A 16,161-nucleotide genomic window follows, 5' to 3' on the forward strand; every position below is an offset into this window, starting at 1 on the left:
ACCCACTTTGGAGGAGGAGGGATCATGATTCAGGCCGTCAAATATATTAGACCACTTATTGGATGGAGTTTACCTCACTTGATGGAATGCAGCGATGGTAATTTATATGTAGTCAAACTGTCAAGCAATCCTCAGGGAGTTCGGGCTCTTGCGAATGAGATGATATCCTGCTGGATAGCAAAGCGATTAAATCTCCCTGTTCCCGATAGTCAAGTTATCTACATTCACGACACTTTAAGGATTCAACACTTAAACCTAGGGTACAATCTAGGACATGGTCCTCATTTTGGTAGCCGATATGTTCCTGATTGTACGCACCATCCTACAGATGTAGAACTTGCCAGTTGTATTAACATTACTCAGGCCGCTGATATGATTGCATTTGACCACTGGTTGGATAACAATGACCGCTATTTGTGGCAAGAATCTGGTCAAAATATCTTGGTATCTAGGGGGGAGTTTCCAAAACTGTGGATGATTGATAATGCCAATATATTCAATGGACCAAACTGGACGGTGCAGTCGATGTTAAGTTCAGTTTCTATGCATCGCACGTTTTGGGGTCCTTTGTATGCTAAATTTGTTCCCTTTTTGGATGGTCCTGATCCATTTGGGAAAGCAATAGCTAACATCAAAGCGCTGCCTATAGGCGATCTGCTTGAAGTTATGGCTGTAATGCCAATTGAATGGGGGGTTACTCATGAGGAAATCACAGCAGTCTCGTATGCATTAAATAGCCGAAATAAGAATCTTCCCTATTGGCTGAGTCTCCTGCAAGCTAATTTTCCAGTGTGGAAAGGTCATTCGGAGGGGTGTGATAAAGTATGACAGTCTTCAATATCCAGGTATACCCTGGCGTTCATCGGCCTGGTTCTCCCTATGAGGTACAGTGGTGCAATCCGGCTGGCTTACCCTTTCTTGGGGCAGGCGCACAAGGTGCAGTTTTTCAACTATCGACAACTACTTGTGTCAAGGTCTATGCTAATGAATTCGATACTCAGCAGGAGGCTGACTCCCTCCTTAGAGCTTCCTCCGCATCGTTTGTTCCCCAAGTTTACGAAGTCGGTCAAAACTATATCATAATGGAATTTATTCAGGGACAAGGCATTAAAGCATTTCTTTCTGTCCAACAATCATTTCCTTTTTTTCTTGCTAAAGGATTGTTAACGATACTTTATGAAATGAAACGAGTTGGATTTACTAGGATTGATACTGCATTGCGCCATGTATACGTTACGCCCGAGGAACAGATCAAGGTGATTGACCATGTGAATTCGTATAGGACAGTTCAACCATATCCGGCAAGAATGCTAAGTAGTCTTGCAAATATAGGTTATTTAGCCCCTTTTATTCACTATGTTAAGAGGGAAGACCCAGCGATATACACTGAATGGAATCAAGCATCTATTATTCCTTAGGATCAAATTGAAAATTTAGGATTCAATTTTTCAGTCTAAGCCTTTATTTTCACATAACAGTTAGTTAAGTAGGCAAGTAAAGGCGCTTCGCTGGCTTACAGCCAAGCTCGCGGGGTAGGTAGTTAAAAAGACGTAAATACGAATTTTATCGTATTCACGTCTTTTTTACCCTTGAAATATTTAATATAATAACGAATCCCTTAGCAACAACGACCATAAGATCAAATGGACTACGCTGCGCTCCTAACGATTCTAACTCTCCAAACCCTGCTAATCACCATAGCCACTCCCTACATCACTCTAATTATTGGGCAAAGTATACTTTATCCCCGTCGATGCTCCATCTGAGAAACGGTAAAAGGTATAGTTATGATGGCTTTCATCATCGTAAAACAGTTGCCATACATATTCGCCATTGAACACACTCGGTTGGAGCCTTACAATTTTTGCATTTGGAAGTTGCTGCTGAATTATCGCTGTCATTTTTTGCTCGTCGACTCCGTTTTTCATCAGCTCGGTATGAACACCGCTTGGATCTGCGACAGGTACGTTAGGTTGTCCTTCCATTTTTTGAAAAGGAACCCACACCATTATATTTTCATTCTGTGCGTTTTTTCCTTGAACCACCCAATAAATCTGATCCCACACAGACTTCCAAGTCTGAGTCGTGCTAACCAGACCACCTGATTGCTTGGCCTTAATGATAGCGGCATTTTTCTCAGCCACCTGGTCTTGAGTAACGTAGGAATAATACCAGAAAATGCTGACCAGGATCAGTATTACGGCCAAAATGGCGACCGCTATCCATTTCTTCTTATTTTTCAAACCTGTGCTTCCTCTCTAAGGGGATGTGACACCTGAATTAGCGCGACAGCAGCCCTTCAAAGGCGGCTTGTGCCTCATGTTTGATACGTTCCTCGTCCATCGTCAGGCATTCGCCGTTTTTCACAACCTGACGACCGTCTACCCACACATGAGCCACGTCTTTGGCACTTGCAGAGTATACGGCATGGGAAATAAGATCTGTACGCGGCAAGAAATGGGCCTGATTCAGATCTAGCGCGATAAAGTCAGCCTTGTTGCCTGCTGCCAGCGCTCCTACTTCTTTTAAACCAATCGACTTTGCACCATACTCTGTTGCCAGACGCAGTGCTTCATTTGCAGGAACTGCTGTTGGGTCGCCAGATACTCCCTTGTGAATGAGTGCCGCCAGACGCATTTCCTCGAACATATCCAGGTTATTATTGCTGGCAGGACCGTCTGTTCCAAGAGAAACAGTAACTCCTGCACGCAGCAATTCAGGCACTCTAGCTACACCACTTGCCAGCTTCAAGTTGCTGCCTGGATTATGTGAAACCGCCACACCTCGTTCCGCTAATAAAGCTATCTCTTCGTCGTTCAAGTGTACGCCGTGGGCAACAAGTGAAGGGCGGGAGAAAAAGCCAAGCTTATCTAAGTGTGCAACTGGACGCAAACCGTAGTCGCGTACGTTTTGCTCAACTTCGGCGATCGTCTCGGACATGTGCGTATGCAATGGTAAATCGAGATCATGTGCTGCTTGAACAAATTTCTCAATAAACGCTGGCGGGCATGTGTATGGGGCATGCGGAGACATCATCGTTGTGATACGTCCGTCTGCTTTTCCATGCCAGTTACGGGCAAAAGTCACGGCCTCAGCCAGCTTGATCCGCTGTTCTTCTTCTGAACAGAGTCCAATGGCTCCACGCATCAAACTTGCACGGATGCCCGACTCTTCAGCTACACGTGCCACCTCATCCATATGATCGTACATATCCAGGAAAGTTGTGGTTCCACCTTTCAGCATTTCCAGCACTGACAAGGATGTTCCCCAGTAAACATCCGTAGATGTAAACTTGGCTTCCATAGGCCACATTTTTTCCTGAAGCCACACTTGAAGTGCCAAGTCATCTCCATACCCTCGCAGCAGAGACATCGCCGCATGACCATGAGTATTAATCAGACCAGGCAAAAACAATAACCCGTTACCATCGATTGCTTCTGTCTCTTCCTCACCCGCAGGCAGAGTCTCGCCAATGTAAGTAATACGGCTATCCTCCACAATCATAAAACCATGGATTACCCCAGCTTCAGTTCCATTCACGGCAAAAGAACCGTTTTTAATCATCCATTTATTCACTGTCATATTGTGCTTCTTCCTTTCCGTCCTCCAGATAATAAGCGAGGCTAAGCAAGTCAGTTGTAAAGTCTGTGGCATGTATCCGAATGTTAGCCGGTGCCTTGAGAATGATAGGTGCAAAGTTTAAAATCGCTCCAATTCCACTCTCAATGAGCCTATCAGCTACGTGTTGTGCCTCAAAATCAGGTACAGTAATAATCCCGATTCGGATATTTTTTTCTTTCACAGTCGCTTCCAATTCATCCATCGGCTGAACGACTAAGGTATTGATTCTGGCCCCAACCTTATCCGGGAACGCATCAAATACCGCCACAATCTTCATATTGTCTTTTAAATAAGCGTTATAGTTTGATAGGGCTTGACCCAGATTACCCGCTCCGACCAATACTACATTAATTTGCTGGTCGATTTTCAGAATATGGCGTATTTTCTCAATTAGATAAGAAACATCGTAACCGATACCCTTCCGACCAAAATCGCCAAAATAGGCAAGATCTTTACGAATTTGGGCCGGATTCAAATCTAACCTCTGTCCCAGCTCTTGAGAAGAAACCGTAGCCACCTCCCGTTTGTGCAGTGCATTCAGATAACGTAAATATACGGGTAATCTCCGTACGACAGCCTCTGAAATTTTATCTGATTTCATACTTGCTCCCCCTAATTGTAACGGACTTTAGGTGTCCGTCCGTTGTGCCTCTGTCTCCGGGGCGGATTGGAGCCATTCGGCGATGCGGGGCACCATTTGCTCCGATGGCATATGCTCCATTTTTGGTCCCGGTAACGAGTACAAAAAGTGCTTTCCATAATAGGATTCGATCACACGCGTATCGTAAACGATAACGACTCCGTGGTCGCTCGCTGTACGTACCAATCGCCCAAATCCCTGTTTGAAGCGAATAACTGCTTGTGGTACAGACAGCTTCATAAATGGGTTCTTCTTCTGCTGCTGGAGCAGCTCGCTTTTTGCCTCCAGTAACGGGTGATTGGGCGGTTGAAACGGCAAGCGAACGATGGCCAGACAAGTCAAAGCCTTCCCTGGAATATCGACGCCTTCCCAGAAGCTGCTGGTTCCCAGCAATACAGAAGCCTTGGCTTCCTGAAAACGACGGGTTAGCTTGCTCCGACTCCCACTGTCTACACCTTGTCCTAACACGGTAATATCGCTGGATGCTAACGCCTCTTTAAGTGGCTCATACACTTGCCGGAGCATCCGATAGGAAGTAAACAGAACAAGCATTCTCCCCCGCGTCGCCTGGGCAGTCGCTCCTAGAGAGCTAACGAGCATCTCTACAAAATGTGCATCCCCTACACTGCCCTTCACACTCGGAAAGTCTCGCGGAATGACCAGCAACACCTGATCCCTGTAATTAAAAGGTGATGGGAGCTGTGACGTCATTAATCGTCCTTGATCCGCGGCCTCCTGCAAGCCGAGTTGATCGGTCATGTACTGAAACGACTTATCTACCGATAAAGTAGCAGATGTCAAAATAATACTTCTTTTTTTGTCAAAAAACATTTCTTTCAACTGGCGGCTCACATCGACGGGCACTGCATAAAATTGCAATGATTTACTACGGAATTGCCCACTCGCTTCGAGCCAATATACGGTTGTTTCATCATCGAGTCGTATAAAGAAGCGCAAATTTTCCCTAATCCCCGCCAAATCCTTAAGCAGACCCGTGATATCTGTAATGAGACTATCCGCCGCATAATCGTCGTGTTCTTCCTTGACATCCAGCATCAGCTTGTCGCCCTTGCGCAAAATTTCACTCAACGTTACATAAAGCTGATTTTCCAACGCCGCCGCTTGATCCCACTTTGCAGGCTTGGCCGACGGTTTGAGACGCGAAGAAAATTGTCCCGTTTCACCCGGTGTGGCATCAGACCGCTCTGGCAACATACCAAACAGCTTATCGCTTAGCAGGTCCCAAGTTTCCTTAACCTCTAACACGAGTGGGTACAGCTGATCAATGGTCGAGGCCCATTCCGTCGACTTCTCATGCCCCGACTTTGCCAACTGCTGACGTAACGAAGGCAATTGTCCGTTCTTACTGTCCTTGAACAATCGAGTCAGCGTATGCACGAGTGTGAAATATTTCATATGCATGCCCAGGTGCTTACCGGCTACTTCCTCTAGATGATGTGCTTCATCAATGACCAGATGTTCATAGCTGGGCAATAGCTGGTGACTTGCTTTGACGTCGGTGAACAGCTTGGAGTGATTCGTTATAACCACATCCGCTGTTCCTGCTTCATGACGTGCACGATGATAGTAGCATTTGCGGAACCATGGGCAAGAACGGCCAAGACAGGACTCGGAATCACTAGCTACTGTTTCCCAAAAATCCCCTCCACGGTTGCTCAGGTTTAGTTCCTCATCATCACCGGTTTCTGTCAGAGTCAGCCAGACAATCATTTGAGCCGCTGTAATCAAGTCTTCCTTTGGTGTCGCGAAGTCTCTTCTGTTTATTTTATGTTCAAACTTACGCAGACACAAATAATGCCCCCGACCCTTAAAAATGGCAGCCCGGAACGGGAACGGAATCACTTTTGTCAGCATCGGAATATCACGCTCTCGCAATTGCTCCTGCAGATTAATGGTATGTGTGCTTACTGTGACCCTCTGCCCATATTTTACACTGTGATACAGTGACGGAAGCAAATAGCCTAGGGACTTCCCTGTTCCTGTACCCGCCTCGATCAACAAGTGCTTATCTTGACTCAGGGCTTGATTTACACCCTCAATCATTTGTGTTTGCGCCTCGCGCTCCTCATATTGGCTCAAGGATGAACGCAAATTGTCCCGCACATCATCCATATACTCCTCAAAGGAAACGCCTGAGAGTGGATTCGGATCATCTTCTCTACGTGGAGTAGCCAATTCGGTCCAATCTTCCACTTTAAGCGCAAGCTGACGAAAAAACTGATGTTTCTCCAAATCCTGAATAGGGTCTAGCTCTTTCTCTTCTCGTATGCCGTCAAGAAACCAACCCAGGTCACTGTCTTCCTCTGCGAACAAATCGCTGAGCCGCTGTATCGTTATCAGAGGTAATGCCTGAAGCTCACCCAGACACTTTAAAAACACCTCAGCCGTAGCCAACGCGTCGCTGTCTGCTTGATGAGGGCGGTCATGCGCCAGCCCAAACTCTGAGGAAACAAAACCCAACTGATAAGAAGATAACGACGGAAACATAATTTTCAGAAAATCCATCGTATCCAAAATTCTACCGCTAAAGGGTAAATATCCACACCGGTCCAAAGCGCTTTGCAAAAAATTGAAATCAAACGCCACATTATGACCGACCAGTACGACATCGTCCAGCATAGGCACGAGCTCCATCATCATTTCTTCGAGTGCAGGTGCATCCTTGACGTCATCATCTGTAATTCCGGTCAATCCGGTGATAAAAGGTGGAATAGATCTGCCAGGGTTTACATAAGAGCCGTAAACACGGGAAATGCTGTGATCATGATCTATAATTGCAAGTCCGACTTGAATGATGTCATCCGCGGACTGGGTGCCTGTCGTTTCAAAATCCAATACCGCAAATTTCATTCGAGCTTAATCCTTTCTTATGACACATACAAAAATAATAACTCTGTATAATAGCATAGCAGAAGATTGTCTGTTTGGAAATTAAGACAGCCAAAAAAGACGATGCACACACCGCCTAAGGAGGTGAGCATGCATCGTCTTACTCGGTGTCTGACAACTACATCCAAGTCAACAAGGAACTGTCGTAGCGAAGCTTTTCGGCACCGGACAAACAGGCTTGCATATTGTGCAGTGGCTCGGGCAGCGTTGGATCGAACTGGTGCGCGAGAGCAAAATATTTTTGCGCCTCTTTTACGTCTGCCTGCTTTGCCATCAAACAGCCTAGCGCATTATAGATGACCGCTTTTAGCCCTGACTGTTCAGTCAGGTGTAGCACCTTTTGAAACTGGCTTATAGCCTCTGCTGGATCATCCAGTTGAAAATGCGCCATTCCCATATAGATGCGACTCTGCCAGCTGTCCGGAAAATGCTCCAGCACCTGCTCAAATTGCTGGATTGCCTCCGGGTACATAAGTAATCGATAATACCCCTGCCCCCGGTCAAATGCCGGTAGCTCCTTTTCAGGCAGCTCAGCGTCAGACATGTCGGCCTCTGCGGAAAAGCCGGCTGCACGCAGGCAAACCATTTTTTCCTCAAAGGCCAGCCACTCATCCATAATTCCGTCACTCATTCTCCGCAGCAGACTCCAGTGCTGTAGCAGCTCCTGTCTGCGGGGGCCCTGGGCTGATGGGTAATGCTTCACGATATCATCTAACATGCTGTTCATTTCTGCGAATACATGCTGGAACATGTGCATCCCGCCCTTACGAAAGATGGATTAATACACTCACATTTTTCGCTTAAAAGACGGGTTTCATCCGCATTCCCATTCATTACATGATCGTTGCGTGTACTTCCTTGTTCATCGTTTGGGCTGGTTTATTATGTTCATCCACAAATACCACAGTTGGTTTGTATGTTTTGGCCTCTTCATTTGACATGGAAGCATAGGAAATAATAATGACTGTATCACCGGGCTGGACCAGACGGGCTGCCGCACCGTTGAGACAAATCACGCCGCTCCCACGCGGTCCGGGGATCACATAGGTTTCCAGTCGAGCTCCATTGTTATTGTTTACAATTTGAACCTTTTCATTCTCCAGCAGATCCGATGTCTCCATTAAATCTTCATCTATGGTAATACTGCCCACATAGTTCAGGTTAGCTTCAGTAACCGTCGCGCGGTGAATTTTAGATTTCATCATGGTTCTAAACATGGGAAAGTACCTCCACTTTCTGTATTCTTATATTATCAATCAGTCGGGTATTCCCAAATTTTACGGCTAGCGCAACAATGACATCTTCTTGCACATCACATAGGCGCTGCTCAGGACGAAGGGGCTCCAGGCCAGGAAAAGTTAATATTTCAATGTAGTCAATATCTGCCAAAGGAGATGAGGAGATGGTCGACTCCACCATTTGATGTAACTGCTCAATCGTAATGGTGTTCTGTACAATATCTTCGCTCACTTCTTGCACCTTGCGCAGTGACTGGGACAGCACCAACGCCTGCTCACGCTGTTCCGCACTCAAATATACATTGCGGGAGCTAAGAGCCAAACCATCGGCCTCTCTGACGATAGGACAAGGTATGAGGGTCACATTCATATTGAGATCAGCCACCATTTGTTGAAGCACAGCAACCTGCTGCGCATCCTTCATTCCAAAGAAAGCCAAATCAGGACCTACCATGTTAAACAGCTTAGCTACCACTGTAGTTACACCATCAAAATGGCCAGGACGGGAAGCGCCGCACAAGCGGTCTGTCAGAGCGGATACGTGAATTTTAGTTTGAGTTGGCTGCGGATACATTTCTGCTACAGTCGGCATAAATACAATATCCACGCCTTCACGTCGCGCTATTTCCAGATCACGAGCTTCATCGCGAGGATAGCTGTCCAGATCTTCGGTAGGTCCAAATTGAATCGGATTTACGAAAATGCTAAGCACCACCGTATCTGCCATTTCACGCGCCTTTTGCATCAAGCTTGCGTGCCCTTCGTGCAGGTATCCCATGGTTGGTACAAAGCCGACTTTATGTTGCAGTAAAGAGGCAGAATCGTGTAAAGTTTTTGCTCCATTGGCTCCAAGTTGGCGACGTTCGGCAATAACCTTGCGTAGTTGAGCCACTTCTCTTACGATGATCATGACTGAGATTCCACCTTTTCCTTAGCTTGTTCCTGCGGTTGTCCTTTTGCCTGTCCGTACAAGGACTCCAGGGACTCCACAACACGGTCATCCGCGCTGAACACATGCTCTGCGGCCGGGAATGCCCGCCCTTTTACATCGCTCACATACTGCTCAATGCTGCTGCGGATCATGCCGCCTACATCTGCATAAGTTTTAACAAAACGTTTGCTGAAATATGGCGATGCATATTGAATCAGATCGTGGTAAACGAGTACTTGACCGTCACAGCCACGTCCTGCACCGATTCCAATGGTTGGAATGGAAAGTTCTTTAGAGATCGCCGTTGCCACTTCCTCAGTCACCAATTCCAAGACAATACCAAAGGCTCCCGCCTGCTCTAATGCCTTGGCATCTGCCATCAACCGGCGTGCGTCTGCTTCGTCCTTACCTTGAATGCGATAGCCGCCAATTTGATTAACCGATTGCGGAGTAAGCCCGATATGTCCCAGTACAGGCACACCTGCCTGAACAGTCGCTTTTACGACATCGGCAATCTCAGCTCCGCCCTCCAATTTAACAGCATGCGCATGTCCTTCCTGCATCAGACGGCGGATGCCTTGAAGACTTTCGGATATGCTGCTGTGATATGTCATAAAAGGCATGTCCGCTACGATAAATGTATGCTCAGCGCCTCTTGCGACTGTCCGGGAATGGTACACCATATCATCCAAGGTCACAGGGATGGTTGAATCGTAACCAAGAACTACGTTACCCAGCGAGTCACCCACGAGAATGATATCAATTCCGGCCTCCTCGGCTATTTTAGCCGATGGATAATCATAGGCGGTCAGCATACTGAGCGGAATGCCCTCTTGCTTCATTTTTTTCATTTTTACAATATTCAGTGCTTGTTTTCCTGCCATTGTGAATGGCTCCCTTCCATCTTTTTTTGGCACAAAAAATAACCTTTTATGAACGCCTGTACATCTGCGTCATCAAAAGGTCCGAACAGCCAAAAAAGACACTCATTTTGAGATCGTCCCTTCTGTCTCGGTCCTGTTCGGCTCAGAGCAGAATCCAACGTAACCTTCAAATGAAGTTATGATGGTCTTACAAACTTGCTAAAGTAGAGCAATGTGCCCTTGGAGTGCAGCTCGGACCGTCCGATGCCGCCTCCTGCACAGTATAACAAAAAACACCAGCTTTTTCACGTGAAGTTTTACACAGGAAACAGAAAGATTGTGGTCGTATACTCAGCTAGGGTCGCTTCTACAATTGTATATCCCCTGAAATAACCTGAATCCGCTCACCCTGGTTCGTTTCTATTACGAGCGCTCCTGAAGGGTCCAAGCCAACCGCTGTACCTTCTACCGCTATCCCTTGTCCTGTATGTGCTCGTACGCTGCGGTTCATCGTCACAGATAATGCCTCCCACAGCATGGCTATTGGCTGGAACCCCTGCTCGGCATATAGCTTGCTTAGCAGCTCCATTTCTTCCAAAACAGCAGCAATCAGCGCAGTACGGTCAACTTCAAGCCCTGCCTCTATTTTCAAAGATGTCCCTACATGGGATAACTCTTCCGGATAATCCTCTACATTCAAATTAACGTCGATGCCAATGCCTGCAATGCAATAGCGAACCCTTTGATCCTCTGTTGCAGATTCCAACAGAATACCGGATACTTTGCGACCATGAATCAGCAGATCGTTTGGCCATTTAATGCCTGCCTCCACACCCGTCAGTCGGCGAATAGCCCTACACACCGCAACACCTGTAAGGAGCGTTAGCTGGGGGGTAAAGGCCAAGGGCTGGGCTGGGCGCAATACAATGCTCATCCAGATACCTTTGCCGCGAGGGGAATACCATTTCCGCCCCAGACGTCCCCGACCTGCCGTTTGTTCCTCCGCAAGCACTAACGTTCCCTCCGGCGCACCCTCTTCTGCCAAACGCATAGCATCCTGCTGGGTAGATACCGTTGAATCCAGAACGACGATACGCTGGCCAAACGATTGAGTATTCAACATATCTGCCAGTTTGGAGGCTTCCAGCCGATCTGGCTGAGAAATCAGCCGATACCCCCGACGTGAGGAGGCATCGATATTATAACCCAGTTCACGCAGTTTGTTGATCTGCTTCCATACCGCTGTACGACTAACCAACAGTCGTCGGCTAATTTCCTCCCCGGATACGTAATCGGATGAACCTTCCTCCAGTATGCCTAACAATCTTTCATGATTATTCACTACTCATCACCCGTTTCACTTCCTGAAGCAATGTTTCTGTTTCATTCGGGATATCTCCGCAAGCGACCGCTTGTAAAAGCCGTTCCATCATCTGGCCCAGCCAAGGTCCACCTGGTCGATTCATTGCCTGAACCAGTTCATTTCCAGTAATATTTAAATCTTTGATACGAACGACGACAGCCTGCTGTGTCCACGAGTTAGCCAGTTCGGCAATTTTCTTTACATGCTTTTCTACCCATGGCGGTAATCCACGGAACGAAGAAGGCAGTGTCTTGTGAAGCTCCAGCCAGTCTGAAGCTGTATCCTTTCCCAGCTTAATTAACAAGCGAATCCAGTTACGACGCAGCACCTTGTCGTTGATTGGGTCAGAATCTCTCGAAACAGAGTTGTCAGCTATGGCAACAGCATGGCTGATGAGTTCGGTCTCCCATTCCAATAAATGAACCAAACGCAAACGTACGGCGTTGGAGAAGGTCCAAGCTCTTAAAAGCTCGTCCGCTGCCTCGGAGCTAAGTCTACAAGACATAAGGAGCAAACCCCACCGCAGCTCTGCTGGCAGCTGCACGATCTCCTTGAGCGCCTGTGCGTCACATTGTTCCCAGGGAACCGGAACTTTTGTACAGCCGAGCAATCCGCTACGACCCAGCATCTCTAACCCACGTAATGGGTCAGGCCCCGCTAGCATCTTTTCTAACTCGACTCGTACCCGTTCCATGGCTATGTGTCGAAGTCCCTCTCTGCGACGGATCATACCTTTCCAGGTATTGTAGGCCACTCGGAACCGAAATACAGAGGCAAAACGGATGCAACGCAGCATTCGTAGCCCGTCCTCCTCAAAGCGTTCCTCGGCTCGTCCCACACAACGAACGAGAGCGGCTCGCAAATCAGCTTCCCCACCAAACGGGTCCACTCGCTCCCCATGTTCAGCCATCGCTATCGCGTTCATCGTGAAGTCCCGCCGCATCAGATCCTCACGGATGTCCTTCACAAAGGATACTTCCGTTGGACGGCGGTGATCGGTATAACCGCTTTCCGTACGAAAAGTGGTCACCTCGAATGCATGACCATCCTGCATGACCGTTACCGTCCCATGCTGGATTCCTGTCGGAATCACATGAGGGAACAGCGCTAAGACCTCTTCAGGCTCAGCCGAAGTGGTCAGATCCATATCATGAATAGCTCGTCCTAATAGCTCATCCCGCACACAGCCACCAACCCAATAAGCTTCGTGGCCAGCTGTGGTTAGTGTATGTATGACCTCTCTGCCGCGAAGAGCCATTTCTGGATCAGCATGTTGCCAAGTATTTGTATTCACAGGGTTTCCCCCTTTGCAAGTATTCAATAAAAAAACGGACGCGAGTCCGCCTCCTTAAACGCTGATCGGTTTAAGATCCGGCACCTCGCGTCCCAACACACGGTAATAGATTTCTTCATATTGACGGGTAATCAGCTCATCGCAGAATACAGTACGTGCGCGTGTCAGGCACGCTTCACGGAAACGTTCCGCCATCGCTTCATCGGACAGCAGTTCTACTGCATAATCCGCCATCGCCTCGGTATTCCCGATTTCAGCAAGATACCCCGTACTTCCATGCACGACAAGTTCAGGTACTCCTCCTGCCTGGGAACCAATTGTTGGTACTCCACAGGCCATTGCTTCCAGTGCAACTAGACCAAAACTTTCTTTCTCCGAGGGAAGCAGCAGCACATCTGCCATAGAAATCACTTCTGCGATTTGATCCTGCTTACCCAAAAAGAAGACTTTGTCCTGCAAGCCTAAACTTTCGATTTTACAACGAATTTTTGGAAGATCCGGTCCTTCTCCCACCAACAGCAGCTTCGCAGGTATCTTTTGTTGCACTCTGTCGAATATATCCAGCACATCCCCCACCCTTTTGACAGGACGGAAATTGGAAATATGCATCATAATTTTTTCGTGCGGTTGGGCAAAATCTCTCCTAAGCGCAGCAGCATCTCGTGGATAATATACTCGTTTATCTACAAAGTTGTAAGTCAAATCAATAGGTCGTGAGATTTCCAACGCATCAATCGTCTCACGAATCAAATCCTTGGAGACCGCTGTCACAGCATCGCTTTTGTTAATAGCCAGTCGAATCAGATCCTTTAATGATTCATCCTGTGCCAACACTGTAATGTCTGTACCGTGCAGGGTGGTCACCACTTTCAAATGATCGCCCACCATTTCCTTCGCTAAATAAGCGCATACTGCATGCGGGACAGCATAATGGACATGGAGTACATCCAAATTCTTCATTTGTGCCACCTGGGCCATTTTTGTCGCTAGCGACAAATCATATGGCGGATATCTAAACACATAATAATCGTTAACCTCAACTTCATGATAAAAAATATTCTTCTGGAACGCCCCGCCTAATCTAAACGGAATGCTATTAGCAATAAAATGGACCTCATGCCCTTTTTCTGCCAGCAACTTACCCAGCTCAGTAGCCACAACGCCAGAGCCACCCAGCGACGGATAACAGGTAATCCCAATTTTCAGTTTGTCATTCAAGCTAAGCTGCCTCCTTCCGTCCATCCGTAATCACTCGTATGCCCATGTATTTCAGCATTCTACAACATGCGTAAGTATAAAATCCTTATGTGAATAGCTTAACCAGATGTGGCGTTTTGGACGCAAATCCTTCTGCATATGAAATCAGCTTACGTTGACCCAACAACGAGTCCCGAGCTTTTACACGTTCCACGTACCCCTGATTCAGTGGTGTGGATACCGTATCCTTCCCAGGCGCTGCCTGAAATTGCGAAGCATAACTCAACAACGACTGCTCCTTGGCTTCATAATGCTCGGTAATGTCCACGATCAAGTCCGTTCTGCCGATGTCATTAATAAAATAAAAATATAATTGCTCTACCTGTACCGCAGGACTTTCTGGCATAAAACGTCTCAACTTGGCGTTAAACACAGCTTCCTCTACTAACTTGCTGCACATGACATGATCGGGATGCCGATCCTCCCAATAAGGGGCAAATACAACTTTTGGTGCATGGCGCCTGATTTCTGCTGTAACTGCAGCTACATGTTCAGGAGTTACATATAACCCACGATCAGGCAGACCCAAATTCGTCCGCACAGCAAGCCCGAGCACTTTCGAAGCGTGTTCAGCTTCTGCCATGCGAGTATCTACATCACCATTAGATGACATTTCAGCCCGTGTCAAATCGCACACCCCCACCTTTAACCCAGCGGCAGTATGCTTGGCAATCGTGCCTCCCATTCCTATTTCTGCATCGTCGGCATGGGCTCCGAAAATCAGGATGTCCAGCGTCATTTTACATCACCCTGCTGGTCAATGCCCGGTTTATATTTATGTACCAGCTCACGCCATGCAAAATCGCCACGATCCAGCGCTTTAACCAGTATTTCAGCAGTTGCAACGTTGGTTGCCAAAGGAATCCCCTGTACATCACACAGACGTAATAATGCGCTAATGTCCGGCTCATGCGGCTGTGCCATGAGTGGATCACGCAAAAATATAATCAAGTCCATATCATTTTGCGCAACCATAGCCCCGATTTGCTGATCTCCACCAAGCGGCCCAGACATGAAGCGGTGAATTTGAAGCTTGGTTTGCTCCATAATGCGCTGACCTGTTGTACCTGTTGAATATAATTGGTGATCTGTAAAAACATGCTCATATGCCGTTATAAAATTAACCATTTCATCCTTTTTGCGATCATGCGCTATAAATGCAATCTTTAACATTCCAAACTCCTCCTGCCTCATTCTATAATTCCATTCATCAATTCATTCGTATATTCTTAATCGATGTAATGCTCAAAACCATATACAAGCCCCGGGTGCTCCATTACCTTCTGGATACCGATTTTAACACCAGGCATATAACCAGCTCGTTCATAGGAGTCCTGACGAATTTTCAGAGATTGTCCAAATCCTCCAAATACGACTTCTTGCTGTGCGAACACACCGGGAAGACGAACACTGTGAATGCGAAAGCCTTGATAGTAACCGCCACGCGATCCTTCTAGCGTTTCTTCCTCTTCCGGGTTGCCTTGTCGTAGCTCCTCACGCTGCTCAGCGATCAGTTCTGCAGTCTTAATGGCTGTGCCTGATGGCGCGTCCAATTTTTGATCACCATGATATTCGATGATTTCCAGATGCGGGAAATATTTCGCTGCCTGAGCCGCAAACCGCATCATCAAAATGACTCCGATCGAAAAGTTAGGCGCAATCAGACCCCCAATTTGTTGCTTACGACACTGCTTGTCCAGTTCATCAATTTGTTCAGGAGTAAATCCTGTCGTACCGATAACCGGACGAACTCCATGCTTAATAGCAAGCGCTGTATGTGCGTACGCGAAGCGCGGCCCCGTAAAGTCGACCATGACATCTGCTCGGCTCTCCAGTAAAGCCTGCTCTACATCCTCCATAATAGCGATACCAGCTTCCGGTAGTCCGACGAGAAGGCCGGCATCACTGCCGGCGTGTGTTCTGTTCACTGCGGCTACAAGCTGTAGTTCCTCATCCTGAAGAACCAATTTGACCACCTCACGGCCCATACGCCCTGCTGCTCCAACGACAGCCACTTTTATTGGTTCTGACATATCCCTACAAC

The 16,161-nt window shown here is 47.3% G+C and carries 16 protein-coding genes; 2 read left to right on the forward strand and 14 right to left on the reverse strand.

The features are described 5' to 3' along the window. Positions 1-24: 24 nt before the first annotated feature. Together ACU1JV_RS01780 and ACU1JV_RS01785 are read left to right on the forward strand one after the other, a co-directional pair. Positions 25-828, forward strand: coding sequence for a HipA family kinase (locus ACU1JV_RS01780; protein ID WP_413986546.1), 804 nt, complete (start codon positions 25-27; stop codon positions 826-828). Continuing rightward, positions 825-1,418 carry a serine/threonine protein kinase gene (locus ACU1JV_RS01785; RefSeq protein WP_413986547.1) on the forward strand — a complete coding sequence of 198 codons (594 nt, stop codon included), beginning with the start codon at positions 825-827 and terminating at the stop codon, positions 1,416-1,418. Before ACU1JV_RS01780 ends, ACU1JV_RS01785 begins: the two co-directional genes overlap by 4 nt. A gap of 300 nt (positions 1,419-1,718) precedes the next feature. On the opposite strand, the gene ACU1JV_RS01790 is transcribed toward ACU1JV_RS01785, so the two are convergent. The 14 genes from ACU1JV_RS01790 to dapB form a co-directional block, all read right to left on the reverse strand. Next, on the reverse strand, positions 1,719-2,243 hold the full coding sequence (locus tag ACU1JV_RS01790) for a cell wall elongation regulator TseB-like domain-containing protein (protein WP_025678549.1): 525 nt from the start codon (positions 2,241-2,243) through the stop codon (positions 1,719-1,721). Positions 2,244-2,280: 37 nt separating this feature from the next. Then, a complete protein-coding gene (locus ACU1JV_RS01795) occupies positions 2,281-3,582 on the reverse strand; it encodes an amidohydrolase (protein WP_058829717.1) in 1,302 nt (433 codons plus the stop codon). Continuing rightward, on the reverse strand, positions 3,569-4,222 hold the full coding sequence (locus ACU1JV_RS01800; RefSeq protein WP_064962998.1) for a redox-sensing transcriptional repressor Rex: 654 nt from the start codon (positions 4,220-4,222) through the stop codon (positions 3,569-3,571). Before ACU1JV_RS01800 ends, ACU1JV_RS01795 begins: the two co-directional genes overlap by 14 nt. A gap of 27 nt (positions 4,223-4,249) precedes the next feature. Beyond that, positions 4,250-7,132 carry an ATP-dependent DNA helicase DinG gene (gene dinG, locus ACU1JV_RS01805; RefSeq protein WP_413986548.1) on the reverse strand — a complete coding sequence of 961 codons (2,883 nt, stop codon included), beginning with the start codon at positions 7,130-7,132 and terminating at the stop codon, positions 4,250-4,252. 157 nt (positions 7,133-7,289) lie between these two features. Then, complete coding sequence (locus ACU1JV_RS01810; protein WP_216974797.1) at positions 7,290-7,922, reverse strand: tetratricopeptide repeat protein; 633 nt, start codon at positions 7,920-7,922, stop codon at positions 7,290-7,292. Between the two features lie 82 nt (positions 7,923-8,004). Next, entirely contained in the window at positions 8,005-8,388 is a 384-nt protein-coding gene (gene panD / locus ACU1JV_RS01815) for an aspartate 1-decarboxylase (RefSeq protein ID WP_013371641.1), read from the reverse strand. Further along, positions 8,381-9,319 carry a pantoate--beta-alanine ligase gene (gene panC, locus ACU1JV_RS01820; protein WP_413986549.1) on the reverse strand — a complete coding sequence of 313 codons (939 nt, stop codon included), beginning with the start codon at positions 9,317-9,319 and terminating at the stop codon, positions 8,381-8,383. Before panC ends, panD begins: the two co-directional genes overlap by 8 nt. Then, positions 9,316-10,224, reverse strand: coding sequence for a 3-methyl-2-oxobutanoate hydroxymethyltransferase (panB, locus tag ACU1JV_RS01825; protein ID WP_064962996.1), 909 nt, complete (start codon positions 10,222-10,224; stop codon positions 9,316-9,318). The genes panC and panB overlap by 4 nt, the downstream gene beginning before the upstream one ends. A gap of 346 nt (positions 10,225-10,570) precedes the next feature. Continuing rightward, positions 10,571-11,545 (reverse strand): biotin--[acetyl-CoA-carboxylase] ligase, encoded by a 975-nt coding sequence (locus ACU1JV_RS01830; RefSeq protein ID WP_413986550.1) that lies wholly within the window; start codon positions 11,543-11,545, stop codon positions 10,571-10,573. Then, positions 11,538-12,860: a CCA tRNA nucleotidyltransferase gene (locus ACU1JV_RS01835; protein ID WP_413986551.1), complete on the reverse strand. Its 1,323-nt coding sequence runs from the start codon at positions 12,858-12,860 to the stop codon at positions 11,538-11,540. Before ACU1JV_RS01835 ends, ACU1JV_RS01830 begins: the two co-directional genes overlap by 8 nt. Before the next feature lie 54 nt (positions 12,861-12,914). Next, complete coding sequence (gene bshA / locus ACU1JV_RS01840; RefSeq protein ID WP_413986552.1) at positions 12,915-14,078, reverse strand: N-acetyl-alpha-D-glucosaminyl L-malate synthase BshA; 1,164 nt, start codon at positions 14,076-14,078, stop codon at positions 12,915-12,917. A gap of 85 nt (positions 14,079-14,163) precedes the next feature. Further along, positions 14,164-14,856 (reverse strand): bacillithiol biosynthesis deacetylase BshB1, encoded by a 693-nt coding sequence (bshB1, locus tag ACU1JV_RS01845; protein ID WP_058829723.1) that lies wholly within the window; start codon positions 14,854-14,856, stop codon positions 14,164-14,166. Further along, a complete protein-coding gene (gene mgsA, locus ACU1JV_RS01850) occupies positions 14,853-15,290 on the reverse strand; it encodes a methylglyoxal synthase (protein WP_013371648.1) in 438 nt (145 codons plus the stop codon). Before mgsA ends, bshB1 begins: the two co-directional genes overlap by 4 nt. Before the next feature lie 56 nt (positions 15,291-15,346). Then, complete coding sequence (dapB, locus tag ACU1JV_RS01855) at positions 15,347-16,150, reverse strand: 4-hydroxy-tetrahydrodipicolinate reductase (protein ID WP_413986553.1); 804 nt, start codon at positions 16,148-16,150, stop codon at positions 15,347-15,349. Between the last annotated feature and the right edge of the window lie 11 nt (positions 16,151-16,161).

The organism is Paenibacillus sp. T2-29, from assembly GCF_052921365.1.